Origin of the sequence: Paenibacillus glucanolyticus NBRC 15330, assembly GCF_004000885.1 — a bacterium.
Classification (GTDB): Bacteria; Bacillota; Bacilli; order Paenibacillales; family Paenibacillaceae; genus Paenibacillus_AQ; species Paenibacillus_AQ glucanolyticus.
The window spans coordinates 1-23,845 of sequence record NZ_BIMC01000033.1; the positions used below are offsets into that span (position 1 = coordinate 1).

Sequence of the window (23,845 nt, forward strand, 5' to 3'; positions counted from 1 at the left end):
AGCGCCACCGCTGCGAGGACGGGCAGCGTCCTCGCGAGCAGCCCGCCGGCGTCAAGCCGTGCGCCGGCACTGCGTGAGAGCAGCGCGAGATTGAGCGCTGCGGCGGTCAGGTGCGCAGCCACGCCAGCGATGGCTGCGCCGGTAATGCCCAGCTGCGGCACCAGCAGCAGGTTGAGCAGCAGCTTCAGTCCAGCCGCTGCCAGCAGATGGAGCGCTGGCGCCTTCACGACGCCGATGCCCTGAAGCAGCGCGGCTGTAATCGTGCTCAGCGTCCCTCCGGCCGCCGTGAAGGCAATCACCCGCATCGTCCCCGTACCGGCTGCATCTTCGTACAGCATGATGTTAATCGGCTCGGCAAGCACGGCCAGTCCTACGGAGGCCGTCATCCCGATCAGCCAGAACCAGCGAAGGGCCATACGGGTTTGCCCTGCAACACGGTCTGACTCTCCTCTGAACTTGGCTTCCGCCAGTGCAGGAATAAACAGAACCGACAAGGAGGCAGCCAGCATCGTAACCAGCTGGACCAGCGGCAGACCCCGGTTATAGATCCCGAACTCCGCCATCGTCAGCGCTTCGCCAAGCCCGCTGGATTTCAACAGCCGTGGCACTGTGAAAGTGTCCACCAGTCCAATCAAAGGAACCGCAAGCAGACTGAGGCAAACCGGGATGCCGTAGGCAAGCAGGCGACGAATTAGAACACCTGCTCCCTCTTTAGTTACATCGGCATGCTGCCCCGAATCGTTCATATCCGGTATGCCGAATGTTGAACTTCCTTCTCCTCCATGTACCTTGCCTTGATACCCCTTGATGTGCTTCCGCCAGTACAGCCCCATCACCAAGAGCCCGGCTGCACCGCCGGCGGCAGACCCCAGGAGCGCCCCGGCCGCAATCATATCTGCACGGGCTCCGGCACGAATCATGTAGAGCAGCAGCGCAATCATAACCCCTACACGGACAATCTGCTCCGTAATCTGGGAAATCGCCGTTGGCACCATATTGTGCAGACCCTGAAAATAACCCCGCAGTACCGCCATCCAGGGAACGAACGCCAAAGCCAATGCACCTGCGCGAAGCGCAGGAACCACTTGGCTGCTTCCGATCCATAGGCCAATCCATGGAGCGCAAACATACATCAGGAAACCCAGGATTAGACCAAACAGCACCAAGGTGATGGAAGACAGCTTCAGCAGCCGGTGGCTGTCCTCGGTTCGTCCCATCGCCTCATACTCCGCCACATATTTGGAGACGGCAGCCGGGAAACCGACAGCCGCAAGGGTAATCATCATCATATAAAACGGATAAACCGTGTTGTAGATGCCGAATACGGCATCTCCGCCCATATTTTGCAGCGGTATTTTTTGCAATGTTCCAATCAGCTTGGACAGAATCGCGGCCGCACTGAGAATAAACGCTCCCCGCAGGAGCCTTACGCCTGTTTGATCTGGTTTCATAGCCTTCTTCCAATCCCCTACATGATCTTTACGGATCACCAATCAACCATAATACGGATGCCGTCATGTGTATCTCCATTATAACCAAGGGTAGGGGAGCGGTACAAAACTATATCAGACAACAAAAACTCCCAACTGTCGATTGATCCTAAGATCAACATTCAGCGGGAGTCTCCATCCAAGGCGTCATATCCTCGTCTTACTGTTCCATTTGCTTGCCGAGGAAGCCTGCGGCCGTTTCAGACATCTTCACTTCCATTTCACCCATGTTCACGGATTCATCCTTGTTCATCAGCACAACACTGCCAATCGGATCTCCTCCAGCTATGATAGGCGCAACCACAAAAGCGGACAAGGCTTCCGGGTTGTCTTTGCTGATCTCATAAGTACCGCTGTTGCTTTCCAGAACCGTCTTCCGATTCTCCATGCAGTTCTCCAGAAGGTTGCCAATCGGCTTGTCCAAATACTCCTTCTTGGAGCCGCCTGCTACAGCGATGAAGGTATCACGGTCAGAGATGATCGTGATGTGACCTGTGCTCTCATAAAGGGATTCCGCATATTCCTTCGCAAAATCGCCCAATTCACCGATAGGTGAATATTTCTTCAGAATGACTTCTCCATCCCGGTCAACGAAAATTTCGAGCGGGTCGCCTTCGCGAATCCGCAGTGTGCGTCTAATTTCTTTCGGAATGACCACGCGCCCGAGGTCATCAATACGGCGGACGATACCAGTAGCTTTCATGTCACTTGTTGCCCCACTTTCATTAAGAAGATTTTTCAACTACTGTTCCATTCGGGAAGAGGATGTCCCCAGGTATATAAGAGTTAATGTCTGACCATAGTATTCATCCATTCCCAATTCCTTATACATCATCTACCCTCTGTTGGTTGCGAAATCCAAAAATAAATTCATCAGGTCTTGGGGAAAAAAATCCATAACGCGCGATTTCGCACGTTATGGATTACAAATCCCGCCATTTCAGCCATTCGCTGTCTTACAATACTTGAATATTGGCAGCGCAGCACAAGATAATTAACGGGACGCTTGTCCGTCAAATTATTTGCCCGTGTCTTCCTTGCCAGCATCCGGCGTCTGGTCACCCTCAGCCGGTTTATCGGTTGTGCCGTCCTTCTGCTCGTCACCTGTGCCTTCAGCAGGCTTGTCCGTATTCTCGCTCTTCGGAAGATCCATGCTCTCAATCAGATCGTTAAGCTCATTCTGCATGAAGTTATCGATCTTCGCGGAAGCAAGCTCGTTCAGAATGCCTTCCTTCTGATCGGCAGGAAGCTTGTCATAAGCCACTTCCTCGCGCTTCTCCACCTTCATGACATGGTAGCCGTAATCCGTCTCAACAGGAGCACTGATTTTGTTCAGCTCAAGCGTCAGAGCTTTTTCCTTGAATTGCGGCACCCAAGAACCCGCAGGTTTGTTCTCAATCAGACCTCCCTTGTCCTTGGAGGCCGGATCCTGGGAATATTCCTTCGCTACTGCGGCAAAATCCTCGCCTTTGTTCAGCTTGGATTCCACTTCCTTGGCGATTTTAAGGGCTTCTCCCTCTGGTCGGTCCTTGCCTTCCGCATCTTTAAAGCTCACCAGGACATGGCGAACGCTGATGTTGGTATAATCCTTCTTGTTTGCCTCGAAATCCTTCTTGATATCCTCTTCGGAGACCTGATTCTTCTCGTGCTCCATTACAGTCAGAACACGAAGCATGTAGTTCTTCAGGTCCTGCTCGGTCAATTTCTGCGTTTCCAAAGCTGCTTTGAACTGATCTTCGCCCATACCGTTCTTCTGCTGCTTGAGCAGATCATCGGCTTGCTTCTCGGCAGCTTCTTTTGCTTTATCGTCAGCTTTGGCATACAGGTATTCATACGCTACGCCCTGCTTGGCCAAATACTCTTTAAATTCATCCATCTGCAGAAATTGGGCGTATTCCGGAGACATGAACTGGATCATGCGCTGCTCCAGATCGAATTCCTTCTCGGTAATTTCTCCGCCTTTATATTTCACAATGACTTTACTGTTATCTTCTTTGGCACCCTCGGTTTTGTCGTTTCCGCATGCAGCGATCATCGACATGGATAGTACGGCTGTGATGGATACAATGAATGTCTTCCATGCCTTTTTATTTCTTAACGGCATTTTGTAGTTCTCCCTTCAGGTTGAATGGCCCTTGTGCAGCCTCCAGGAATTGCTCCAGCAATTCTAACAATTGTTGATCGGAAAGTCCCTTGCCTTTAATGCGAATAGCCATCGCAGGTCCTTGTTCAAATTGTACACGTCTTTCAAACATATTTCCAATCTGCGCAAGACCTGCTGTATTAACCGCCTTGTCCTGTCCTTCATAGAACTGCAGCAGCACATCGTCCCCGCGCTGAATAATCGAGTCGATCCCGTACGTACGACCATATACCTTCAAGCGGGAAACAGCAAGCAGGTTACTTACCGCCAGCGGCAGCTCGCCAAAGCGGTCAAGCAGCTCATCTTCAAGCTCAGCCGATTCTTCAATGGACGAGACGACCGCCACTTTTTTATAAATTTCGATTTTCTGAATGCTGTCATAAATGTAATCCGATGGCAGGTATGCGTCAATGCCCAGATCGATGGATGTATTCCAATCTTTTGTCGGCAGCGCAGGCTCGCCCAGCATGCTGACTTTGCGCTTCTGAATTTCCTCAGCCAGCATCTGCGAGTAGAGATCGAACCCGACAGAAGCAATGAATCCATGCTGCTCCGCTCCAAGCAGATTGCCGGCACCGCGAATCGACAAGTCCCGCATCGCGATCTTGAATCCGGAGCCAAGCTCCGTGAACTCTTTGATCGATTGCAGCCGCTTCTCCGCCACTTCGGTCAATACTTTATCGCGCTGGTACGTGAAGTAAGCGTAAGCGATGCGATTGGAACGCCCTACACGTCCGCGCAGCTGGTACAGCTGGGAGAGACCCATTTTGTCCGCATCGTGCACGATCAATGTGTTTACATTCGGAATGTCGACACCCGTCTCGATAATGCTTGTACTGACCAATACGTCGTATTCGCCATCCAGGAAGTCGAGAATTGTCTTCTCCAGCTCTGTCTCCGACATTTGACCGTGGCCGACACCCACTCTGGCCTCCGGCACAAGCATGGATATCTGAGCGGCCATCTCCTGAATGCCTTGAACTCGATTGTAGAGGTAGTAGACCTGACCGCCGCGGGCCAGCTCACGCTCGATAGCTTCTCGAACCAGGGTCTGGCTGTGCTCCACGACATAAGTCTGCACCGGAAAACGATTCTCCGGCGGTGTCTCAATAACCGACAAATCCCGAACGCCGAGCATCGACATATGCAATGTGCGGGGAATCGGCGTTGCCGTCAGCGTCAACACGTCGACATTGGTCTTCAGCTTCTTTAATTTCTCCTTATGCGTAACGCCAAACCGCTGTTCTTCATCCACGATAAGCAGTCCCAGATCTTTAAACACAATATCCTGAGACAGCAAGCGGTGTGTACCGATCAGAATATCGACGGAACCCTGCTTCACCTTTTTGATCGTCTCATTCTGTTCCTTACGGCTGCGGAAACGGCTCAGCACCTGAATGTTGATCGGATAATTGGCAAAGCGCTCCCGGAACGTCTCGTAATGCTGCTGCGCCAAAATCGTTGTCGGTACAAGTACCGCAACCTGCTTGCCTTCGATGGCCGACTTGAATGCAGCACGAACCGCCACTTCGGTTTTTCCGTAACCAACATCGCCGCACAGCAGCCGATCCATCGGTCGGTTTTGCTCCATGTCTTTTTTGATCTCGGTAATGGCACGGAGTTGATCGGGTGTCTCGTCATAAGGGAACATGTCCTCGAATTCCTGCTGCTCTGACGTATCTTTCTCAAATCCGTATCCGGGAGCGGACTGACGCTCGGCGTACAGCTTAATCAGATCATCGGCAATATCCTGAACGGAGGAACGGACCTTGTTCTTGACCCGGGTCCATTCATTTCCGCCCAGCTTGTAAACCTTCGGCTCTTTATCTTCAGAACCGACATATTTCTGGATAAGATCGATCTGTTCAATCGGAACGGACAGCTTATCGCCACCAGCATACAAAATATGCATGTAATCCTTATGGATCCCGTTGATCTCCAGCGTCCCGATCCCCATATATTTCCCGATACCGTGGTTTTGATGCACCACATAATCGCCGACTTTGAGCTCTGTGTAACTCTTGATACGCTCGGCATTGTCCATATTCTTCGTGCTTTTGCGAGTTTTGCGCTGCTTCGAGGAGAACATTTCGCTCTCTGTAATGATGGCGGCATGGACAGAAGGCATCTCGAAGCCATTCTGCAGATGCCCTTCAAGCATCACCGGCTCGTCAATGCCATAGTCCTGCAGCACTCGCCGCATGCGGTCCATCCGCTCCGCATCGCCCGCCAGCATCATGACCTGAACGCCAGATTTCTTCCAGCGCTCCATCTCCGCCTTAAGCACGTTCATCTGACCATGGAAATCCTGCATGCCGCGCGTGATGACATTAATGATGTTCTGCGGCTGCATTCTTGGCACCTGACGCAGGAAGATCGAGATCAGCAGGCTTTGATATGGATGCTGATAGATCAGTTCCTCCGTATCCAGCGACAACGGCAGCTCCGGAAGGGATTTGCCATTCTGCATCAGATGCAAATTCCATTCGGCCTCATCCCGTTCCAACTGCTTCGCTGTTTCGAGCAGACGTGCCGGTTCATCCATAATCAGAATGGTATCCTTCGGCATGTAATCATACAGATTGGTCTTCTCCGGATATAACAAAGAAATATATTTATAGAGCTCAGGGAAATAAATCCGCTCGCGCAACATTTCAACTTCGCGGTGTATTTCATCCCGCAAACGGAGCTTGGCTTGGAGGTCACTCATACGTTCGAGCTGCGCCTCCAGCAGACGAACCACCGTATCAGCCGTACGGCTGAGCCGCTCCGAATCCGCAATAATCTCCTTGCACGGCGTGATGACCACTTCCCGAACCTTATCAATCGAGCGCTGATCGATGGGGTCGAATGTTCGAATCGAGTCGATATCCTCATCAAACAGCTCAATACGGTAGGCCATCGTCGTTGTCATCGGATAGAAATCGATGATGCCGCCGCGGACACTCATCTCACCGCGGCTCTCAACCCGTTCCACCCGCTCATATCCCATCTCAACCATCCGATTCAAGAAGGAATCCAGCACAAGCGTCCCGCCATCATGAAGCACGATCCGGGCATCCGACATCACTTCCGGTGCTGGAAGAAGCCGGCGCACGCCGGAAAATGGCGCAACGACAATACCCCGGAAGCCCCTGGCACAGCGGACGAGTACATCAATCCGTTGTGCCAGAGTCTCGGGGCTTGATACCGCCGACTCAGCCGCTACCAGTTCATTCGCTGGGTATAACAGCACTTGATCTGATGGTAGCGCTTCCTGCAGATCATCCGCGATTTTCTGGGCTGAAAACATATTATGAGTCACAACGAGCAGCGGGCGCTGCTGGTCTTGATGCAGTGCAGCCATTAAGATTTGCCTGGACGACCCGGAAAGACCAGAGATCAATTGCTCCCTCATACCGGCATTAACCCCGGCCGTAATGGATTTGAAATCCGAATCCTTCGAAAATACATCAATAAGTGCTTGTAACAAAAGGGGGCACCTCTCTTATGCAAAAGAAATGAATTTCCTAGAATCTATTTCTCATGGAATTTTAAACATTTGCCAAAAAATTATAACCGAAAAGAAGCCTTGAGCAAAACTGCCAAGGCTAGGGCAGCGGCAGACTATGCCACTGTATGTCTTCTACGAAAAAGCATCGTGTACCCCATTATACTCTCATTGCAGGGGATTTGCCAAAAGACTAAGCTCCGGATGGGCTTCGAGCGCTTCCCTGCAATGATCGCAGGTTACCCGAACCATAACTTCTCCGTTAAAATCATACGCTATTATATCCTTGCGTTCCTCAGGGGTCAAGGAATCAAAACCAAGACGTGCTTCGGATACATGATTGGAATCGATGCGGCCCTGAAACGCTCGACAGTGTCTACAAACATAGGTTATCGCCATCATATGCCTCCTGAAGGTCGTATATACCTTCAGTATGCCCGGACTTTCCTTGTTTAAGACGCTGTTCTTCTGCTTCGGGAGCCTCAATACATCTCTTGTATGTCTGCATCATATGATGCTCCTCTAGGATTTGTTAAACTTCGCCATCGTCTGTTCAAAGGTATGATCCAGGCTGAACTCCAGCGCATCGCAGGTTTCTTCCACCATGCTCTGCAGCTGCTCACGCTCCTTCTTCGGAAAGGTGCCCAGCACATAGTCTACGATGGCATAACCCGGCTCCGGCCTGGATATTCCCATGCGGACACGGTTAAAGCTTTGAGTGCCCGTATGCTGAATGATGGATTTGATGCCATTATGTCCTCCCGCACTGCCCTGATAGCGCAGACGGATCTTGCCAACGACGGTATCCAAATCATCATAAACTACAATCATATCTTCCAGATTTACTTTATAATAATCCATATAGGCGCGTACAGCCTCGCCTGAGAGATTCATAAAGGTCATCGGTTTGATCAAAACGGTCTTGGAACCGCCAATCATCCCTTCGGCGATGACCGATTTGCACTTGTTCTGATTGAACTTCATGCCATGACGCTCCGCCAGAGCATCCAGTGCCATGAACCCAACATTGTGGCGTGTCTTCTCATAAGCTGGACCAGGGTTGCCCAGTCCGACAATCCATTTCATCACTGGTTGATTCCTTTCACGATTTATACTTTCTTCTTTGCGCATTTCTGAGTACAATATGAACAAAACCTATTGGCGTAATGCCCTCATAAGAAGGTGAATCGGCATTGAAAGCTTTTGAACAGAAATTAACGCATCACAGCCATTTTCAATACCATATGAAGCATGGCATCCCCGTTCAAGTCTATGAACTCGGTTGTCACATAGACGTGGGTCTGATCACTGCAGTCGACGCCTATTTTGTTGAGCTTGAGGGAACGCTGTACAATCGGAGTACGTTCACTTTCATTTCCAGGCCCGGATACTGACATGGCCAACCGTGTATTAACAGGCCTCTATTATGAAAACGTTTACTTCACAGTTGTTCAACTGCGATGCCGGGGTAAGGCCGAGCCAAAGTCACCATAGCCGACAAGGGCTACATTTCCTAATAAGGAGATGTAACCCTGTCCGGCACGGTTTATTATTCTATTTCAAACAATTTACTAATCGATAATTCCTCGTGAACCCGAATGATGGCTTCTCCCATCAATGGAGCAACCGACAGCACGGTCAGCTTGCTGCTAGGATTAGGATTGGTGATCGGAATGGTGTCTGTTACAACAACTTCCTTCAGCGGAGAGTTCTCCAGACGCTCATGGGCAGGGCCCGAGAGAACCGGATGTGTACAGCACGCATACACTTCTTTTACGCCGCCTTCCATCAACGCGTTGGCACCCAGCACAATCGTTCCGGCTGTATCGATAATGTCATCGATCAGAATGGCTGTTTTGCCTTCGATATTCCCGATGATGTTCATGACTTCACTGACGTTCGGCTCCGGACGGCGCTTATCGATAATGGCCAGCGGAGCATTCAGGAAATCAGCCAGCTTTCTTGCACGAACCACACCGCCGTGATCCGGAGATACAACGACTGGGTTCTCAATCTGCTTCGAGCGGAAGTATTGTGCAAGAATCGGTACGCCGAGCAGATGATCCACCGGAATATCAAAGAAGCCTTGAATCTGCATCGCATGCAGGTCCATCGTTATGACGCGATGAGCTCCTGCCTTCTCGATTAGGTTCGCAACCAGCTTTGCAGTGATCGGATCCCGCGAACGCGCTTTACGGTCTTGACGGGCATATCCGTAATACGGAATTACCACGTTGATGCTCTTCGCGGATGCCCGCTTGAGCGCATCGACCATAACCAGCAGTTCCATCAGGTTATCATTCACCGGCAGGCAGGTAGACTGTACGATATATACGTGGCAGCCCCGTACGCTCTCGGAGAGCTTTACTTGAATCTCGCCGTCACTAAAGCTGGTTGTATGCGATTCCCCCATCGGAATGCCGATATAGTCAGCGATTTGATGAGCAAGTTTAGGATTGGAATTACACGTGAATATTTTTAATTTAGAATCAAGATAAGTCATAGAATAAAAACCCTCCGTGCTGGTTCGTTGAATTAGGCTATCCGATCACCGCTTCCCATCTTCGCGAGAGAAGCAGGCGTATTACGATTTACTTGTTCTTCTTAGCAATAGCGCGTGCCCGAATCTTCTCTGCATATCCAGGCTTGTTCTCTTGACGCTGTCTGGCAATGGCCAGATCATTGTCGGAAACCGAATGCGTAATGGTGGAGCCTGCAACAACGAATGCGCCCTTGCCTACCTTCACCGGTGCAATCAAATTCACATTACTGCCGATAAATGCATCATCTTCAATCTCGGTAATGGATTTATTATAACCATCATAGTTGACAGTAATCGCTCCACAGCCGATATTGACGTTCTTGCCGACCTTGGCATCGCCAACATAACTGAGATGGGATACTTTTGAGCCGTTGTCAATCGTGGCATTCTTCACTTCAACGAAGTCGCCAACCTTCACATCTTCACCCAACTTGGCGCCTGGGCGGAGATAAGCAAAAGGCCCCACCGATGTCCGCGAGCCGACTTCAGCACTGCTGAGCACCGAATGTTTGACGCTGGCACCATTCGCGATAACGGAGTCTTCAATATCCGTATCGGGTCCGATCACACAGTCTTCTCCGATCACCGTATTCCCCTTCAGGATGGTACCGGGATAGAGCACGGTGTCAGAACCAATAGTGACATCAGCACCGATATACGTCGAAGCAGGGTCAATGATAGTAACACCGTTCAACATGTGCGTGCGGTTGATGCGCTCTCTCATGAAGCCTTCGGCCTCTGATAGCGCAAGACGATCGTTGACGCCAATCGATTCCGCATAATCATTCGTCTGATAAGCAAGCACGGTCTCGCCGGCTTGTTTCAGGATACCGATGCAATCGGTCAGGTAATATTCTTGCTGCGCATTCTGATTGGTTACCTTATCCAGTGCAGCGAATAGCTTTTTATTGTCAAAACAATAGGTACCGGTATTAATTTCAGTAACTGCGTCCTCTTCCGGACTGCAGTCTTTCTGCTCGACAATCCGAAGTGCACTGCCATCCTCGCCACGGATGACCCGGCCGTAGCCTTTGGGGTTGTCCATATGCGCGGTAAGCACCGTAGCGGCCGCGTTGTTGCTCTCATGAAGCTTCAAAAGATTTTCCAGTGTCTCTGAAGTCACCAGTGGAGTATCCCCGCAAATGACAATCGTGGATCCTTCCTCAGCGCCAAGAAGTTCCTTGGCTTGCTTCACAGCGTGACCCGTACCGAGCTGCTGTTCCTGCAGAACATATTCGGCTGCGTCTTGCAGATATGTGCGGACGGCTTCCGCGCCGTGACCAACGACCACAACACTGCGTTCACAGTTCACCTGCTGTACCGTTTGCAATACATGTCCTACCATCGGCTTGCCACAAACAGGATGCAGCACTTTATATAGTTTGGATTTCATACGTTTGCCCTGCCCAGCGGCGAGCACAATAGCAAATCTTTTCAAGGGCCATGCCTCCTCCTCTTGAACTCACTACTGAATATATATCATTCTACAAAAAAAGAAAAGAGAGCCATAGGTATGGCTCTCTTTTCCTTGAACCCCAATTGTAGAACTTAAGCGCCTTCTTCAATCACTTCTTCTTCTGTAGCCGCGCGCTCATACTCGGCCAATACAGCCGATTGAATCTTCTCGCGGGTACCGGAAGAAATGGGATGGGCAATGTCGCGGAATTCTCCATCAGGAGTGCGTTTGCTCGGCATTGCAACAAACATTCCATTGTTTCCGTCGATGACGCGAATGTCGTGAACGACAAATTCATTATCGATGGTAATGGATGCGATTGCCTTCATTCTCCCCTCAGAGTTAACACGGCGGAGTCTGACATCCGTAATTTGCATATGTGTTCACCACCTTTTTCCATCAGAGACTTGGTGTATAATTCCACACAGCAAACCCGAAATCCTTCTTTTTTCTACTATAAAATGTCCTAAAAACAGGAATTTTTTTTAGAAAGTGATATTTTCGACAGACTTCGGGCAAATTCGAATGAAAACGCTATTATATCGACAAATATCGCGATCCTATTTTTCGAAGTAATTACCTGGGTTCACGGTAATCCTCTTCGTTTTGGAGTCCACATCGCTTAGGATGGCGAGTGAGATATAGTCCTCCAGAAGCCTTTCCTCGGTTTCAACCGCTCCCGACTCTACCAATACACCTACACCTGCGACTTCGGCATTAAATTCACCCAGCAGATCGACCATACCTTGTATGGTACCCCCCGCCTTCATAAAATCATCCACAATCAGTACACGGGAGCGTTCTTTGAGCGCCCGGCGGGACAATGACATGGTGTGAATGCTCTTGTGTGAGCCCGATACATAATTGATGCTTACGGCCGATCCTTCCGTCACTTGATGGTCCCGGCGAACTAGTACGACCGGCAGGTTCAGCTGGGCCGCTGTCGCATAAGCCAGCGGAATCCCCTTGGTTTCCACCGTCATGACTACATCAATATCCCGGTCCGAGAATGCGGTAGCAATGATCTTGCCCGCCTCGTTCATCAGCGAAGGCTGTCCAAGCAGATCCGACATGTACAGGTAACCCCCCGGCAAAATCCGGTCCGATTGCTGAAGCTGCTGACACAGCTCCTCGGCAAACCGCAGCGCATGATCCTTGCGCAGCTTCGGAATGTGCCGGACTCCGCCCGCTGCACCAGCCAGCGTCTGGAGCTCTCCGAGCCCCTCACTCTCAAATACGTCCTTAATGATCGCCAAATCCTCACTGATCGATGACTTGGCCGCTCCATATCGCTCGGCGAACGTCGTCAGCGGAATCAACGTATGCGGTTTGGATAGTAAATATTGGGTCATGTCGACCAATCGTTCGCTTCGTTTTAATTTTTTCACTAGGGTTCCTCGCTAAATCCGAATATTATATGTTAAATATAACACTTTTGTACGTATTTATACAACTTCAATTGAAATTCGCCCCCGAATTGTCAATAATAACCGTTTCTAGGTAAGCAGGCGAACAGCATACACTTCCTTGCAGAAACCCCGCAGACCATTATAAATCCGGGCCACCTTGGATTCCTTCGATACCAGACCGAAGACCGTAGGTCCGCTTCCGGACATCAACGCTCCATCGGCTCCCAGCTTCAGCATCCCTTCCTTCAGCTGCTGAACCTCGGGGTGCATCTTCAAGGTAACCTCCTCCAGCACGTTGCCAAGCGATTGGCACATCAACTGGAAGCTGCCCTGCGAAAGCGCCTCTACCATACGCTCAGCGGATGGATGGTGCTGGATCTGCTCGCTGCGCAGACGGCCGTAAACTTCCGCCGTCGATACGTTGATCGGCGGCTTCGCCACGATCACCCAGCACTGCGGCGGATTCGGGATCGGCGTCAACACCTCGCCGCGCCCTGTCGCCAGTGCTGTGCCGCCGGTTACGCAGAACGGCACATCCGAGCCGAGCTCCGCGCCAAGCGCAAGCAGCTCTTGCTGGGGGATGTTCAGCTCCCAGAGGCGGTTCAACCCACGCAGAGTTGCCGCTGCATCACTGCTGCCTCCTGCGAGTCCTGCCGCGACGGGAATTTTTTTGTCCAGGTGAATGTGCACACCCTTCTTCACGTCGTAGCGCTCTTTGATTAGTCTTGCTGCCTGAAAGGCCAAATTCTTCTCGTCCAGCGGTATGTATCCTGCCTGTGAGGTGATGATGATGGTGTCCCGCCTCTGTTCAGACATCTCGAGCCGGTCGGCGAGGTCGATCATCGTCATGACCATCTCTACCTCATGAAAGCCGTCAGGACGTTTATGGAGTACATCCAGCATCAAATTAATTTTGGCCGGTGCTTTTTCGTATATTTTCAAGAACGTTCACCTATCCTTAGCTTTTCCCATATGCTTGAACTTACCATATTCGGAGAAAAACATCTATTGCCTCTATCTTAACAAACTCCGGCGATGAAGTCATGGGACCGTCCGTTGCAGCGTACCCGTGTCGCTTGAGCCGCAATAAAATAACAGGGCCTCCCGCTTTACGGAAGGCCCTGCCCTGTTGTTTACAGATCTGATTTGCTAGCTGCCCGCTCTGCGAGCTCAATCGCCCGTTTTACCATGTTGCCGGCATCCTTGGCTTTAATGCCTCCCCAGCCTTCCTTCTGCACGGTGTCGTAAAATCCCAATTCCTTAGCCAATTCGGTCTTCAGTTGATCTGACATAATACTGCGCCTTCTCCGGCTCATCAAACCCGCCTCCTTGGAAAATGTATTGAGTATGGCATGAACGGCTTACAGCGCGTTGTAGAGGCCTTACGTAAAACTCCTCAAGGCTTAAGTCTCCACTGGCCGCATTCAGGCGGCTGAAGAGACCCGCGCAGCCTTAGTATGCGTTCCATCTCCCCTTGTCATTCCTCTGGAGAGCTGGCAACAACAAAAAACAGCCTCCCTGTGAGTGGAGACTGTTCTCGACATATCGTTATGACTTGATATAGGTGATTCGCATCTCGTTGTCATCACCGGTTACCATGATTTCCACGGTTTCGGTCAGAATATCGGCATAACTGTAAGACACACGTTTAAAAGTCTGCTGGTCTTGATCCAGCTTCACAATGAAAACAGAAGGGTACGTTTCTTCCAAAACACCAGTACGCTCGACGGTCTTCCGACGGCCACCGTTAGCCCGAAGCGTAATTTTTTGCCCTAAATGGGCATCGAGACTGCGTTTGATTTCCAACAGCGCATTTTTAGCCATTGTCGACGACCACCTCTTTCCTTGTCCATTATACCGAAGATTCAGTCATTTGTCAATTCAAAAACATTAATTATATCAGCATCAAAAATACCTTGTCAACGAATTTTTTTTGATCCCGTATTTCTCGTGTTCATTTGTTTTAATATGCGCTAAAATGACAAGCTTTATGTATTTTTTTTGACAAATTTCTTTGAGTTTCGAAAGAAAAAATAAAAAAACCCCAGCTTGTGGGGTTCTTCTTGGTTTGTCCTCAGCGGCTTGATTCAACCGCTAGCACTAGGATTTTAAAGGCTAGCTAACGGAAGGCGTAACCTTCAAAGTTGACAAATCCTGCAGTTTGGGCAGACCGATCCGGTAGCTGCCTCTTGTTTCGATTCCGCCCACGCCTTGGCTGCCGCTAATCGTATGATGGACGATATCATGAATATTCACGGTTTCCCTGACCGACGTATAAGCTGCCTTGGCAGCTACATACACGGGGTCCAGCGCATGGATGAGAATTCGCCCTGGCGAGCTGGCAAAATTGGCTCCTGCCTGCAGAAGTGCTTCGAAATGCGATTGGCACGCACCGGCCACAATGACCAGGGAATCCAGATTCCGCTCATACTGACGCGCTACCTGGATAGCCGTGACGAAGTTGTGTGAATTTTTATAGCTGTCCAAGCTATATAAGTCGTATGGCTGTCGTCTCTTGAGAACACCATCATGACCTGTAATCACAACGATATCGGGTCTTACCCGGGGAAGAAGACGATATAATGAATCGGCCATCGACGACTCATTGATATAATGGCCTTCCGCTGGTACCCGAAGCTGATTGTACAAGGCCATACTTTTCTTCAGGTACTGGGGATCTCCATCCAAATGCAGCACCTTGCCCGGCACGTCAAAGTATCCCTTATTCGCATGCTGGTCGCCTTCGATATTTCGCAGATTGGCCAGTTGACGCTCGCTCTGCTCCTGACGGTGCTTCTGAAGGCGGTCAAGCGACTCACTGGCTTTAATTTGTGCCTGCTTTGTTCGTTCGCTTACGGCGGGATGCGGGACCGTGACCAAATCATTAACGGGAGCGTCGGCCAATAACCGGAATTCCGTCCCTTTGATGACGATATTATTATTTTGCCGCATGCCTTCTACCCGGAACGTTACATCGCCGCCGTAGGATTTACGAACGACCAAGTCTCCCAAGTTCATCACAACATCACCCCTACCCTATGGTATGGGCCACTGTGACTATTGGTTCTTAGGAAGCTTCAATTTATCATGTTAAACCCCTTCCAGGGCCCCCTGCATGCGTCAATCCGCTGGTCTATCGAATATCGGCGTTGTACAGCACATTGCTAAGTTTGGCATACTCTTCGATGCTGAGTGTCTCTCCGCGCCGTGAAGGCACAATTCCTGCTTCCTGCAGCAGCTGTTCCAGCCGCTCACGTCCTTCACCCGCAAAGAACCGGCTCTTCAGGTTATTGGCGATGGTCTTCCGCCGCTGTGCAAAAGAAGCCTGTACCACTTCGAAGAAAAACCCTTCGTCTTCTACGCTAACAGGTGGCTCTTCCCGTACGGCTAGGCGAATAACAGCCGAAGCGACATTGGGCTGCGGAATAAATACCGTATGCGGCACGATACAGACCAGCTTAGGCTCACTGTAATATTGGACAGCGATGCTGAGACTCCCGTAATCCTTGCTTCCCGGTGCCGCAGCCATACGCTCTGCTACTTCCTTCTGGATCATCACGACGATATTCTCCAGCGGCAGCTTCTCCTCGAGCAGCTTCATCAGAATCGGCGTTGTCACGTAATACGGAAGATTCGCAACGACGCTGACTTTCGATACGCCCGCAAAGTCTTGTTGGAACAACTCATGAAGATCCACCTTCAATACGTCCTCATGATGAACCTTCACGTTCTCATAAGGCTCCAGCACTTCCCTCAGGATCGGAATCAAGCGCTGATCAATCTCTATCGCTGTAACCGTTCCTGCAGTCTGTGCAAGCTTCTCCGTCAATGCTCCGATGCCAGGACCGATCTCTAGCGCTCCTTTATCCTCATCTAATCCTGCGGCCTCCACGATTTTGTAGAGAATATTCTGATCGATGAGAAAGTTCTGACCCAAACTCTTCTTGAAGGAGAATCCATGACGTGAGATGATCTCCTTCGTCCGTCTTGGTGTTGATATATCCTCGAACCGGCTCATGATTTTACGCCCCCCTCTTCCAGCTGCGTCAGCGCGGCCAGAAATTCTTCACGTGATATTTGAAACGTGGCCAGTCGTTTATGAAACTGCTTGCTGTTGCAATATCCGATGCCCAGCAGGTTTCCCATCGCCATCCGTCTTGCCGCAGCCTCCGGATGGGCCGATAAACCGGCCTCCATCATGTCCTGCAGACTGATCAGGCTCTCTCTGCCCTCGAAGGAGGTGTGGACCCTCTCCAGCGCACGCAAAATGGCCTCAGGAGAGGCGTTCTCAACGCCGATATCCCCTTTTCGGGTAGCGTCCTCTTCCGGAATGAAGGCGTGTTTGCAGCCTGGCACGCCCTGCTCCACGATTTTCCGAATCCGCTCTCCTGCATGATCGGGGTCCGTTAATATAATAACGCCTCTGCGCTCCTGGGCAAGCGCGATGCGTTTAAGGATTTGCTTATTGATGGCAGAACCGCCCGTTTCGATCGTATCCGCGTCCACGGCCCGTTTAATGGCCACCGTGTCGTCCCTGCCCTCCACAACGATTACTTCTTTAATCATGCGATTGCTCTCTTCCTTTCCAAGCAAGGCCGGCTTGTACAGCGAATGGTCAGCTTCAAGCCCCATAGGCCTTATATTATTACTCGTTTTTTACAAAACAAAAGAAGAGGAAAGATTCCCTCTTCTTCATCATCATTTATTATAAGCTAAATAGTATAGCATTAGAATGGCATTGTAAATTGGAATTCATTCGTTTAGTTCAATTCAGGTTTAACCGGACCGATCACGTAAACAGTACGGCCGCTTTTACGTCCGAAATTCATGGCGGATTTCAACGAATCGTAATAAACATCAATTTTGTTTCCTTTGATGGCACCGCCCGTATCTTCCGCACGACGGAAGCCGATGCCTTCAATATACACCCACCATCCGATGGGGATGATATTAGGATCTACCGCAATCGTCCGACCTTCCGTCACACGTGTTCCGGATGCTGTCCGAGTGCCGATTCCTTGCTGCTCGGCAGAATACGCCGTCATCGACACGTTGTTCAATACCTTTTTGTATTTAAAATCAACGCCTGCCCGAGAAGCCACATTATTCTCCACCGCTTTGGCGGTTGTTACCTTTTTCGTGCCGGAGAGTTTAGCCGGTGTTGCTTTCACATCGGTGGCTGCCGCTTGAGCAATAGCGGGTTTCTCCACTTTTTTCGTGCCTACAGCAATAATTTTGTCCTTCGTTCTGCGCTCAATCTCCTGGGAAACCTTGGTCTTGGAAACCAGCTTGCCATCGTGATAGACCTTCTCATAGTGATTTACCATGATGCCGGACTCACCCCGCTGAATCACGCGGTTGTCACCCTTTTCGAGCGATGGATCGGCTGTCTTAATCACACGAAATTCCCGGTCTTCTGTTTCCTTAACGTTTTGTTTCGTAACGCGCACGACGTTGATACTCATATCGCTGGTAAGCTTCGTATGCTGTGCCGGTTGTACTATATCTTCACCCTGGATCGTAATGCCAGCTTCTTTCAGTACATGATCAACCGTATCCTGGGATGTAAATATGGTTTTGGTTTTGCTGCCAACTGTAACCTTGACTGGAACTGCCCGTTCAATGATGATCCGGTCGCCGTCCTGGATCGCACCGTTTAGAGGCATCGAAATCTGATCCTCTGGGCTCAACGTGATCGCTTGCTCATCCAGCAATTCCTGCAGCAATGATCCACGTGTTTCTACTGTGGTGACACGACCATCGACCACAAGCTGAACTTCCTTGCCTGTCTGATCATGTACAATCAACGAAACGAGAAGTGATACCGTAACGGCTCCCATCGTGCCGAGCAACATCAATTGACGCAAATTGTCATGCTTCCATCTCAATGCGTAAGACATGCTGGATGATTGTGATTCATGGGTTTCTTCAGGTTGAAAAATGCCCACTATTCCATCCTCCTTCATAGTCCCGCCGTCTTCAGTAACGCATGAATGCATTTGACGTGACTATAGCAATTATTCTCACAAGGCGCCCTGCTATCTATCTAACACCCTGCGTCAATTCCCGTCTTCCCGTCCATCTACCACCACCTCCTGATTACCAAGAGTATGATGATCCCTTCGCCATTATTCAAAAATAAAAGAAAGCCATTGAAAGAGTACTAGAGGCTCTAACGTGGCTTCCTGATGATTAGAATCATGGAAATGGTATGCACGAGATTTCCCCTCTTATTTCGCTTACGGAGTTAGCTGTCGGGTTCGGACGTAAGAGAGACGCCCTATATCCGGATACCCGCTCATGGCGAGATCCTTCAAATTCACCCCAAAGACCCGATAAAGAAATCAAATACGGCTTGGTGCATTCAGACCTGTATGCACGGCAGTATCGGTTCCCCCGTTCTCCAGAATTTCGGAGATTAAGCGAGACGGTTCATGAAATATTCGGCTGGCGATCTGCACATCGCAGCTTCTTATCACTGAAAAGATGATATCCTGTTTACATGCAGGTTGTAAAGCAACAATCAACCACATTTTCTGATGTAAATGGTTAAAATATTGTAATATCAACGCCTTTTCTGATTAAAAAACTTTAATTAATCGAAAATGCTCTCTTTTTCATCGCTTTTGCTCTCAATTTCGTTAAATGCCAAATCGTTCCAGTGCATTTTTGGTGGTAATTTGGGCCAATTCCTCTAAGGACATGCCCTTAATCTCGGCTGCGGTCTCCGCCACTAATTTTACATAAGCGGTCTCATTTCGCTTCCCGCGGAAGGGGTGGGGGGTCAGATAAGGCGAGTCCGTTTCGATCAATAATCGATCGAGTGGAACCTGCGCCAATACCTCTTTAGGCTGCTTCGCATTCTTGAAGGTAATCGGTCCTCCAAATGAAATATGGAATCCCATATCCAGACACATTTTGGCCGTTTCCCAGCTCCCGGAGAAGGAGTGCATTACACCGCCGACCTCAGCGGCTTTTTCCTCCCTCAGAATCTTTACGATATCTTCATGTGCATCCCGGTTATGGATGACAATGGGCATGTTCAGTTCCCGAGCCAGTCCGATTTGGCGGCGGAACACTTGATGCTGTACTTCTTTTGGGGATGTATCCCAATAATAGTCCAGACCAATCTCCCCGATAGCCACCACCTTCTCATGACTGCATAGGGAGGCGATCCAATCCAGATCCTGATCCTCCATGGTGATGGCATCTACAGGATGCCAGCCTACCGCTGCATATATAAAGTCATAGTTCTCTGCCAGCTTCATCGTGGTCGGTATGGTCTCCCGGTTAAATCCGATGTTAATCATCCGGCTCACGCCGGCTTCAAGCGCCCGCGCGATGGTTTCCTCCCGGTCCTCGTCGAATTGGGGAGCATCCAGATGAGTATGCGTGTCGAACAGCATGATATTACCCTCTCCTTTCCTGTCGTTTCCTTGTCGTATATTTTCCTGCAGCACTGCTTATACCCATCATGCTGCGGTTGTCCTGATCACCAAGTTAATTCTGCTGCTTAAAAATCTCACCTATCTTCTCCGGCATCTGCTCCAGTAGCGGATACACCTTCTCCTCCGGAAAATAAAGATGATATCGCCCTTTATGAATGCCGCTGATAGAGCGTACAATATCGGACACCTCGGAAATTTCCCGCAGCTCATCATGCCGATCCAGAAGCAGGATCTGCTTCTCGTTAAGCGGCATATCAGAATGAACCTTATCATAAGGAAGATCGGTTGGAAAATCAATCTCCAGGTCATATTCCGGATGCAGCCCCGCATCGCGGAACGCTTGGCGTATCCCGTCGATGGTCTCCAAATCGATATTGTCGATTTCTACATATTTATAGAGCTTCCGGTGCATGAAACGGCCGCATAATTCGCCAAGAAGCTTGTCTTCCTCCTCGGTCCATTGCAGAAATGCCGTCTGAATAAGTGCTTCATCCAGGCGCAGGTATTGATTTACACCGATATTGCCTTCAAACAGGGCCGGAAGCGGCTCGACCATAAACCGGAAAGCGTACCCGTTGTCATGCAACTCTTTTGCACGACGAAAAATTTGACGCAAGATGATCTCCGAACTTCGGGTGACAGGATGAAAATACACCTGCCAGTACATTTGGTACCGCGACATCAGATAATCCTCCACGGCGTGCATGCCGGATTCCTTGACCACCACGCGGTCACGGAACGGCCGCAGCATCCGCAATATCCGGTCGATGTCAATGGTCCCATAATTCACTCCCGTATAATACGCATCCCGCAGCAGGTAATCCATGCGGTCTGCATCAAGCGGACTGGTTACCAGGTTCATGACAATCGGCTTATCATACGTCTTGTTAATGACGGAAGCCACTTTCTCCGGAAAATCTGCCCCAAGCTCCTGCAGAACCTTGTTAACACAAGTATCACCAAGCAGTATCCGGCATGTCCAATCCTCGTGGTTCATATTGAAGGCTTCTTCTATAGAGTGGGAAAAAGGCCCGTGTCCCAAATCATGCAGCAGCGCCGCACAGAGAGCCACATGCCGTTCCTCGGCTGGCCAGTCAGAATACCCTCTCCGTTCGAATTGAGAGATGATTCTTCTCGTAATTTCATAGACACCCAGAGAATGAGAGAATCGGCTGTGCTCCGCTCCGTGGAAAGTCAGGTAAGAGGTCCCAAGCTGCCTGACCCGGCGGAGCCGCTGGAATTCCGGCGTATTGATTAACCTCCATATGATATCGTCCTGCACATGAACATAATTGTGGACTGGATCCTTGAACACTTTTTCTTCCGATATTGGGGAATGCATCCATCTCATCTCCTTATCATTTTGATGTGGATATGGCCGTTTAACACTTCTTTTGACAACTAATGTCGAACAATGTCGAATAAGGTAAAAACGCGCTTTCCAAATCGACAAATAGAAAATTGCAACAATAATTGGTTCGATTATGGTAATTCCTTTGTTATACAAGGGTTTTGTTCACTATACTTTCGTAAATAGGTTCCGATTTTTCAAAAATATAGGTTGACTGTTTTGGGAATCGTTGGTACTATAAATAACATAAAAACTAGAACTATGTCGAATTATGACTTTTTTAAATTATGGCGAGAGGGGCATTTATAAGTTATGATGAAATCAACAGGAATTGTAAGGAAAGTCGATGAGCTTGGACGGGTCGTCATTCCAATTGAGTTACGCCGTACGCTCGGAATTGGTGAGAAAGACGCATTGGAGATTTATGTAGACGGCGAACGCATCATGCTTAAGAAATATGAGCCTGCCTGCATCTTCTGTGGTAACGCTGAGAATGTCACTTACTTCAAGGGTAAAATTGTTTGCCATGAATGTATCTCGGAAATCCCTACACCTGTGACAAATTAAGATTTTTAGTATATAATAGCATTATTACACTTTGTTAATTCTAACCTTTTTCATATCTCCTTGGCACCTTCCTCGGCTTTGAACCCGGCCGCAGGAGGGTCTTTTTTTGAGATTAAAGAAAGTTTTCAGTGAAATGCAAGCCATTCTTCAATCCTTTACGGGTCCCAGCAAAGTTTTTAAAATAATCATCAAAGCATAGGCTCTACTTTGTGGGCTATTTGGCTATCCCCCTGCGCCAGGTATGGGTGGTCATGAATCTGCTAATAACGCGTTATATATATCCCGCTTCGATACACCGCGATCACCCGCGGTTTTTTTCATAGCATCCTTCCGGCTTAATCCTTCCCGCTCATAATGCTCTACATGCTCTTCCAGCGAAAGCTCCTGCCACCAGGCATTTTTCTCCCGAAGCTCTTCCTCTGCACTGCCCGCCTCTACCACCAAACAATATTCACCCAATGGAGGATGTTCCGTAAGCCACTCCAGGCACTCTGTCACGCTTCCGCGTAGAAATTCCTCATATCGTTTGGTCAACTCGCGTGCGAGGGTCACCTTCCGATTTCCCAGTACCTCTTGCAGGATCTCCAGCGTTTTCTTCACACGATGCGGGGATTCATAGAACAACAGCGTTCCCTGCGCCGATTGCAGTGCCTGCAGCTGCTCCACGATATCCTTGCGTTCCCGCGGCAAAAAGCCGATAAAGGTAAACCGTTCGGTTGGCAGACCCGAGACGATTAAGGCGGAAAGTGCAGCATTGGCCCCCGGGATTGGAATGACGGAAATTCCCGCTTCAATGGCCAGTGAAACCAGGTCCGTACCAGGGTCTGAAATGGCCGGCAGACCGGCATCGCTGACGAGTGCCACATTTTTTCCTTCTATTATATAGCGTATGATTTCAGGACCGCTCGCCGCCTTATTATGCTCGTGATAACTGAACATCGGCTTGGACGGAATTTCGAAATGCGTCAGCAGCTTACGCGATTGCCGCGTATCCTCCGCTGCGATAATGTCGCATTCCTGGAGAATCCGCACCGCACGGTACGTCATGTCCTCTAAATTACCGATCGGCGTCGCCACCAAATAAAGTGAACCCGGGCTTCCCTCGTCCCGAGTTGCATAACTCTGTTGCACGATATTTCTCATTCTTTAGTCTCATCCTCATGTGATCCGTAGTAAATTTCCATGAAATCCGGGCCGTAATTTCCTTGCTCGTCATACACAATCAGCGGAGGCTTCAACCGTACCTCCGGCTTCCCATCCCGAATGCCTTCTATGAGCACCATGTTGGCCTCCACATCTACACGCGGATGGACAAAACGGATGACTTTCGGTTCAATCCGGTATTTGCTCATCAGGGTAATAATCTCCGCCAAACGCAGCGGCTTGTGAACCATGCTCATCTTCCCGCCCTGGCGCAGCAGCTTCGCACAGGCTTCAATCACTTCCGCAAGCGTGCAGTGGATTTCATGCCTTGCAATCGCTTGATGCTCATTCAGCTTTAAGTCACTGCCATTCATCGGCATATAAGGCGGATTCACCGTAATCAGGTCATAGGCTCCATACCCTTTTTCCTTGTACAGCTCCCGCAGATCGCCTTCATGTATCGTGATCTGCTCCTGTAGACCATTCATCGTTACACTCCGTCTAGCCATATCGGCCAGTCTGGGTTGTATCTCGATGCCTTCAATCGGTGCACCCGTACGTGTCGACAGCAGAATGGGTACAACTCCGTTCCCCGTGCACATATCCAAAATGCGGCCCCGCCGTGGTACGCTGGCAAACCTGGCAAGCAGGACCGCGTCCATGGAGAAGCTGAAAACCTCCTCGCTCTGGATGATTCCAAGCTCATGGGTGAGCAGATCATCAATCCGCTCTGATGTCTGTAACAGCACTTCTTTCAATTTCATAGTTTCAACCCTTTATCTCCATAATAGATCCTTGCCTCGTAT

At 49.8% G+C, this 23,845-nt stretch carries 23 protein-coding genes and 1 riboswitch; of the genes, 1 reads left to right on the forward strand and 22 read right to left on the reverse strand.

Going from position 1 to position 23,845, the window contains the following annotated elements; genetic code table 11:
• The 20 genes from PGL02S_RS27015 to PGL02S_RS27110 all read right to left on the reverse strand — a co-directional run.
• Positions 1–1,451: polysaccharide biosynthesis protein (locus tag PGL02S_RS27015; RefSeq protein WP_164762899.1), on the reverse strand; the 1,451-nt coding region annotated here is incomplete at its 3' end.
• A 199-nt stretch (positions 1,452–1,650) separates the two neighbouring features.
• Positions 1,651–2,193, reverse strand: a complete 543-nt coding sequence (gene spoVT / locus PGL02S_RS27020) for a stage V sporulation protein T (RefSeq protein WP_006207427.1) — start codon at positions 2,191–2,193, stop codon at positions 1,651–1,653.
• Between the two features lie 315 nt (positions 2,194–2,508).
• A complete protein-coding gene (locus PGL02S_RS27025; protein ID WP_036640969.1) occupies positions 2,509–3,594 on the reverse strand; it encodes a peptidylprolyl isomerase in 1,086 nt (361 codons plus the stop codon).
• The gene (mfd, locus tag PGL02S_RS27030; protein ID WP_036640973.1) at positions 3,578–7,105 is read right to left on the reverse strand and encodes a transcription-repair coupling factor; all 3,528 of its coding nucleotides are present in this window, start codon (positions 7,103–7,105) and stop codon (positions 3,578–3,580) included. Before mfd ends, PGL02S_RS27025 begins: the two co-directional genes overlap by 17 nt.
• Positions 7,106–7,291: 186 nt before the next feature.
• Positions 7,292–7,522, reverse strand: a complete 231-nt coding sequence (locus PGL02S_RS27035) for an anti-sigma-F factor Fin family protein (protein ID WP_006207424.1) — start codon at positions 7,520–7,522, stop codon at positions 7,292–7,294.
• A gap of 123 nt (positions 7,523–7,645) precedes the next feature.
• On the reverse strand, positions 7,646–8,209 hold the full coding sequence (gene pth, locus PGL02S_RS27040; RefSeq protein WP_006207423.1) for an aminoacyl-tRNA hydrolase: 564 nt from the start codon (positions 8,207–8,209) through the stop codon (positions 7,646–7,648).
• 128 nt (positions 8,210–8,337) lie between these two features.
• Entirely contained in the window at positions 8,338–8,520 is a 183-nt protein-coding gene (locus tag PGL02S_RS28495; RefSeq protein ID WP_174806180.1) for a hypothetical protein, read from the reverse strand.
• Between the two features lie 152 nt (positions 8,521–8,672).
• The gene (locus tag PGL02S_RS27050; RefSeq protein WP_006207421.1) at positions 8,673–9,626 is read right to left on the reverse strand and encodes a ribose-phosphate diphosphokinase; all 954 of its coding nucleotides are present in this window, start codon (positions 9,624–9,626) and stop codon (positions 8,673–8,675) included.
• 88 nt (positions 9,627–9,714) lie between these two features.
• Entirely contained in the window at positions 9,715–11,103 is a 1,389-nt protein-coding gene (glmU, locus tag PGL02S_RS27055) for a bifunctional UDP-N-acetylglucosamine diphosphorylase/glucosamine-1-phosphate N-acetyltransferase GlmU (RefSeq protein ID WP_006207420.1), read from the reverse strand.
• Between the two features lie 110 nt (positions 11,104–11,213).
• On the reverse strand, positions 11,214–11,498 hold the full coding sequence (spoVG, locus tag PGL02S_RS27060) for a septation regulator SpoVG (protein WP_006207419.1): 285 nt from the start codon (positions 11,496–11,498) through the stop codon (positions 11,214–11,216).
• Positions 11,499–11,681: 183 nt separating this feature from the next.
• Positions 11,682–12,509, reverse strand: coding sequence for a pur operon repressor (purR, locus tag PGL02S_RS27065; protein WP_006207418.1), 828 nt, complete (start codon positions 12,507–12,509; stop codon positions 11,682–11,684).
• Positions 12,510–12,617: 108 nt separating this feature from the next.
• Positions 12,618–13,472, reverse strand: a complete 855-nt coding sequence (gene ispE, locus PGL02S_RS27070) for a 4-(cytidine 5'-diphospho)-2-C-methyl-D-erythritol kinase (protein ID WP_006207417.1) — start codon at positions 13,470–13,472, stop codon at positions 12,618–12,620.
• A gap of 191 nt (positions 13,473–13,663) precedes the next feature.
• Positions 13,664–13,846, reverse strand: a complete 183-nt coding sequence (locus tag PGL02S_RS27075) for a small, acid-soluble spore protein, alpha/beta type (RefSeq protein ID WP_006207416.1) — start codon at positions 13,844–13,846, stop codon at positions 13,664–13,666.
• A gap of 232 nt (positions 13,847–14,078) precedes the next feature.
• Positions 14,079–14,354, reverse strand: coding sequence for a biofilm formation stimulator Veg (gene veg / locus PGL02S_RS27080; protein ID WP_006207415.1), 276 nt, complete (start codon positions 14,352–14,354; stop codon positions 14,079–14,081).
• A gap of 291 nt (positions 14,355–14,645) precedes the next feature.
• Positions 14,646–15,548 carry a sporulation peptidase YabG gene (yabG, locus tag PGL02S_RS27085; RefSeq protein WP_036640982.1) on the reverse strand — a complete coding sequence of 301 codons (903 nt, stop codon included), beginning with the start codon at positions 15,546–15,548 and terminating at the stop codon, positions 14,646–14,648.
• Positions 15,549–15,663: 115 nt separating this feature from the next.
• Positions 15,664–16,548 carry a 16S rRNA (adenine(1518)-N(6)/adenine(1519)-N(6))-dimethyltransferase RsmA gene (gene rsmA / locus PGL02S_RS27090; protein ID WP_036640985.1) on the reverse strand — a complete coding sequence of 295 codons (885 nt, stop codon included), beginning with the start codon at positions 16,546–16,548 and terminating at the stop codon, positions 15,664–15,666.
• The gene (gene rnmV, locus PGL02S_RS27095; protein ID WP_036640994.1) at positions 16,545–17,096 is read right to left on the reverse strand and encodes a ribonuclease M5; all 552 of its coding nucleotides are present in this window, start codon (positions 17,094–17,096) and stop codon (positions 16,545–16,547) included. The genes rsmA and rnmV overlap by 4 nt, the downstream gene beginning before the upstream one ends.
• Positions 17,097–17,290: 194 nt before the next feature.
• Positions 17,291–18,478 (reverse strand): 3D domain-containing protein, encoded by a 1,188-nt coding sequence (locus tag PGL02S_RS27100; RefSeq protein ID WP_006207411.1) that lies wholly within the window; start codon positions 18,476–18,478, stop codon positions 17,291–17,293.
• A 272-nt stretch (positions 18,479–18,750) separates the two neighbouring features.
• Positions 18,751–18,965, reverse strand: a riboswitch (cyclic di-AMP (ydaO/yuaA leader).
• Between the two features lie 206 nt (positions 18,966–19,171).
• A complete protein-coding gene (locus tag PGL02S_RS27105) occupies positions 19,172–19,936 on the reverse strand; it encodes a TatD family hydrolase (protein ID WP_006207410.1) in 765 nt (254 codons plus the stop codon).
• Between the two features lie 94 nt (positions 19,937–20,030).
• Entirely contained in the window at positions 20,031–21,320 is a 1,290-nt protein-coding gene (locus tag PGL02S_RS27110; protein WP_006207409.1) for an HD domain-containing protein, read from the reverse strand.
• Between the two features lie 321 nt (positions 21,321–21,641).
• Here PGL02S_RS27110 and PGL02S_RS27115 point away from each other — a divergent pair, with 321 nt between their 5' ends.
• Complete coding sequence (locus tag PGL02S_RS27115) at positions 21,642–21,896, forward strand: AbrB/MazE/SpoVT family DNA-binding domain-containing protein (RefSeq protein ID WP_006207408.1); 255 nt, start codon at positions 21,642–21,644, stop codon at positions 21,894–21,896.
• Positions 21,897–22,145: 249 nt separating this feature from the next.
• Here the strand turns inward: PGL02S_RS27115 and rsmI are convergent, their stop codons facing one another.
• Both rsmI and PGL02S_RS27125 read right to left on the reverse strand, forming a co-directional pair.
• Positions 22,146–23,039, reverse strand: a complete 894-nt coding sequence (rsmI, locus tag PGL02S_RS27120; RefSeq protein ID WP_006207406.1) for a 16S rRNA (cytidine(1402)-2'-O)-methyltransferase — start codon at positions 23,037–23,039, stop codon at positions 22,146–22,148.
• Positions 23,036–23,803, reverse strand: coding sequence for a tRNA1(Val) (adenine(37)-N6)-methyltransferase (locus tag PGL02S_RS27125; protein WP_036640987.1), 768 nt, complete (start codon positions 23,801–23,803; stop codon positions 23,036–23,038). Before PGL02S_RS27125 ends, rsmI begins: the two co-directional genes overlap by 4 nt.
• Between the last annotated feature and the right edge of the window lie 42 nt (positions 23,804–23,845).

Bases quoted from the DNA above. Each gene is read 5' to 3' on its own strand.
- rsmA (WP_036640985.1), bottom strand. From the start codon at position 16,548: ATGAGCCGGTTCGAGGATATATCAACACCAAGACGGACGAAGGAGATC.
- PGL02S_RS27025 (WP_036640969.1), bottom strand. From the start codon at position 3,594: ATGCCGTTAAGAAATAAAAAGGCATGGAAGACATTCATTGTATCCATC.
- veg (WP_006207415.1), bottom strand. From the start codon at position 14,354: ATGGCTAAAAATGCGCTGTTGGAAATCAAACGCAGTCTCGATGCCCAT.
- pth (WP_006207423.1), bottom strand. From the start codon at position 8,209: ATGAAATGGATTGTCGGACTGGGCAACCCTGGTCCAGCTTATGAGAAG.
- PGL02S_RS27105 (WP_006207410.1), bottom strand. From the start codon at position 19,936: ATGCTGTTCGACACGCATACTCATCTGGATGCTCCCCAATTCGACGAG.
- PGL02S_RS27035 (WP_006207424.1), bottom strand. From the start codon at position 7,522: ATGGCGATAACCTATGTTTGTAGACACTGTCGAGCGTTTCAGGGCCGC.
- PGL02S_RS28495 (WP_174806180.1), bottom strand. From the start codon at position 8,520: ATGTCAGTATCCGGGCCTGGAAATGAAAGTGAACGTACTCCGATTGTA.
- rnmV (WP_036640994.1), bottom strand. From the start codon at position 17,096: ATGATTAAAGAAGTAATCGTTGTGGAGGGCAGGGACGACACGGTGGCC.
- PGL02S_RS27125 (WP_036640987.1), bottom strand. From the start codon at position 23,803: ATGAAATTGAAAGAAGTGCTGTTACAGACATCAGAGCGGATTGATGAT.
- PGL02S_RS27050 (WP_006207421.1), bottom strand. From the start codon at position 9,626: ATGACTTATCTTGATTCTAAATTAAAAATATTCACGTGTAATTCCAAT.
- yabG (WP_036640982.1), bottom strand. From the start codon at position 15,548: ATGAACTTGGGAGACTTGGTCGTTCGTAAATCCTACGGCGGCGATGTA.
- spoVG (WP_006207419.1), bottom strand. From the start codon at position 11,498: ATGCAAATTACGGATGTCAGACTCCGCCGTGTTAACTCTGAGGGGAGA.
- PGL02S_RS27115 (WP_006207408.1), top strand. From the start codon at position 21,642: ATGATGAAATCAACAGGAATTGTAAGGAAAGTCGATGAGCTTGGACGG.
- rsmI (WP_006207406.1), bottom strand. From the start codon at position 23,039: ATGAGAAATATCGTGCAACAGAGTTATGCAACTCGGGACGAGGGAAGC.
- PGL02S_RS27110 (WP_006207409.1), bottom strand. From the start codon at position 21,320: ATGCATTCCCCAATATCGGAAGAAAAAGTGTTCAAGGATCCAGTCCAC.
- PGL02S_RS27075 (WP_006207416.1), bottom strand. From the start codon at position 13,846: ATGAGCCGGAGAAGGCGCAGTATTATGTCAGATCAACTGAAGACCGAA.
- spoVT (WP_006207427.1), bottom strand. From the start codon at position 2,193: ATGAAAGCTACTGGTATCGTCCGCCGTATTGATGACCTCGGGCGCGTG.